The organism is Bullifex sp., assembly GCF_034103065.1.
In the GTDB taxonomy this organism is placed as follows: Bacteria; Spirochaetota; Spirochaetia; order Sphaerochaetales; family Sphaerochaetaceae; genus Bullifex.
Map to the genome: position 1 here is coordinate 1 of NZ_JAXEGN010000146.1, position 2,001 is coordinate 2,001.

Genomic DNA, 2,001 nt, shown 5'->3' on the forward strand with positions numbered 1-2,001 from the left:
TTGAAGCTATCGGTGATACATTAATTGCTCCTCTTTCTCTTTACTCAAAGAAGGCAACAAGTGTTGATGCTCTCAAAGAGCTTGCGGGAAAGAATTAATGAGTTATTCAATTGAAACTATCAAACAAGAAGTTTTAGAGGATAGGGACTATTTGGTCTCTCTTCGTCGTTATTTGCACACTCACCCAGAACTTCCAAGAGAAGAATATGAGACAGCAAAATTCATCGAAGAAGAGCTAAATAAAATAGGTCTTAACCCAAGAAGAGTAGGTGAAACTGGAGTATATGCTCTTTTAGAAGGATCTAAACCAGGTAAGGCGTTAATCTTACGTGCTGATATCGATGCACTTCCGATAACGGAAACCCATGAGTGTTCTTATAAAAGTGTTAATCCAGGTAAAATGCATGCTTGCGGACATGATGCACATACAGCTTGTTTATTAGAAGCAGCTAGAATCTTGGTAAAACACAAAGAAGACATTAAAGGTTCTATTGCATTTTGCTTCCAACAAGCTGAAGAAATAGGTTATGGAGCAAATATCTTTGTTGGTGAAGGCTTAGTTAAAGGTGATAGATGCTTCGGTATTCACTTAGCATCAAATATTTTAGCAGGAAAGGTTTCTGCTACAGCAGGTCCTAATAACGCTTCTGTCGATTATTTTAAAATAAAAGTAAATGGTGCATGTGCACATGTATCAACACCTGAATTAGGTGTAGATGCAGCATACATTGCTTCCATGATAACAGTAGGAGCACAAGGCTTAGTAACCAGAAGAACTAATCCAACAGACTCTGTTATTATTGGAATTGGTAAAATAGTTGCTGGAACTGCATATAACATTGTTGCTGGGGAAGCTGTATTAGAGGGTACTATAAGAGTTATGTATCCTGAAATTAGAAGTAAAGTAAAATCTGAACTAAAAGAATTGGCTGAAAATACAGCTAAACTTTATGGAGGAAGTGCTGAAATTGAGTATCAAGATTTTACGGCTCCTTTAATAAACCCTGAAATACCTAGTAAAGAAGTTGCTGAAGTAGCAGCAAAGTTATTTGGACGGGATAATGTTATCACAAATCGTCCTTATTCTCTTGGCGGTGATGACTTTGCAGAGTTTATTCTTGAGGTTCCAGGATGCTATGCATATGTAGGCTCAGGAAACCCTGAAATTAAAGAAACAACATTAGCTCATCATGACTCATCATTTGATATTGATGAGAAATCTCTTGAAGTTGCAACAACATTGCATGTTGCTTACGCTTTAGAATATTTAAATGATAATATTTAGTCTTTTACTTTTAAGATTAAATTAACAAAGCATGTAGCAAGTATTTTCCTTGCTACCATGCTTATCAAGATAACTTAATTAAAGCTTATACCCTAAGGATTTTGCTATAGATAAGAACTCTTCTTTTTTTAATCCTGAGTCAACAATTGCAGAGTCTAAAGTAATAATACCTTTAGCAACTAGATTTAATAAGGCTTTAACAGCGATACCAATACCCTCAGTTCTTCCATTATCATAATACTTAGCTGCATACTTTTCTGCATATTGTTGTACAGCATCACAAATATGATCTTCGCCTTCTATTGTTACCTTATAATTCATAGTACATTCCTTTATTACATTATCTTTCATCGTCTAATAATCATTTAGTTTTTTACTTTGAAGATTAAATTAACAAAGCATGTAGCAAATATTTCTCTTGCTATCATGCTTATCAAGATAACTAAATTAAAGCTTATACCCTAAGGATTTTGCTATAGATAAAAACTCTTCTTTTGGTAAGCTAGAATTCTCAATTGCATAGTCTAAGGTAATGGTTCCTTTATTAACTAGATCTAATAAAGCTTTAGCCATACCTTCAGTTCTTCCTTTATCATAAGACTTTTCTGCATATTGTTGTACAGCATCACAAACATGATCTTCACCTTCTACTGTTGTTTTATAAGTCATTGTTGTCTCCCTAATTACAGTATCTTTCATTTCACGATAATCATATG

3 protein-coding genes are annotated in these 2,001 nt (G+C 34.1%); 1 reads left to right on the forward strand and 2 read right to left on the reverse strand.

Annotation, left to right across the window (positions count from 1 at the left end):
- Positions 1-97 precede the first annotated feature (97 nt).
- A complete protein-coding gene (locus SOY52_RS05755; protein ID WP_320848018.1) occupies positions 98-1,285 on the forward strand; it encodes an amidohydrolase in 1,188 nt (395 codons plus the stop codon).
- Between the two features lie 78 nt (positions 1,286-1,363).
- Here SOY52_RS05755 and SOY52_RS05760 read toward each other — a convergent pair whose 3' ends face one another.
- Positions 1,364-1,606: a hypothetical protein gene (locus SOY52_RS05760; RefSeq protein WP_320848019.1), complete on the reverse strand. Its 243-nt coding sequence runs from the start codon at positions 1,604-1,606 to the stop codon at positions 1,364-1,366.
- 126 nt (positions 1,607-1,732) lie between these two features.
- A partial coding sequence (locus SOY52_RS05765; RefSeq protein ID WP_320848020.1) for a hypothetical protein occupies positions 1,733-2,001 on the reverse strand: 269 nt, incomplete at its 5' end.